The 291-nt window shown below is 56.0% G+C and carries 1 pseudogene; it reads right to left on the bottom strand.

What is annotated here, in order from left to right:
* Positions 1-291, bottom strand: a pseudogene (locus ABLN87_RS22415) (helix-turn-helix domain-containing protein); the annotation flags it as partial.

Below are 291 nucleotides of genomic sequence, written 5' to 3'. Positions count from 1 at the left end.
CGATCTTCAAGCGCCTCGGGGCCGTCGACGAGATATCGGTCGTACCAGCGATAGAAGGTGGTCTTCGGAATGCCCAGCTTCTCCAAAGTGCGCTTGGTCGGCAGATGCGATTGCTCAACCAAGCGGATGATTTCCAGTTTTTCGGATGCAGGATATCTCATGCGTCGTCGTCCCCATCCGCGATCATGCTTTTTTTGAGCAAACGCAGCTCCAAGGCCTGTTCGGCAACCACTTCCTTCAGATCACGGGCTTCCCGTCTCAGATCCTTCACCTCGGTGGAAGTTGCCGCGC

The organism is Ruegeria sp. SCP10, from assembly GCF_040329495.1.
In the GTDB taxonomy this organism is placed as follows: Bacteria; Pseudomonadota; Alphaproteobacteria; order Rhodobacterales; family Rhodobacteraceae; genus Ruegeria.
This window is presented reverse-complemented; position numbering and strand designations above follow the sequence as displayed.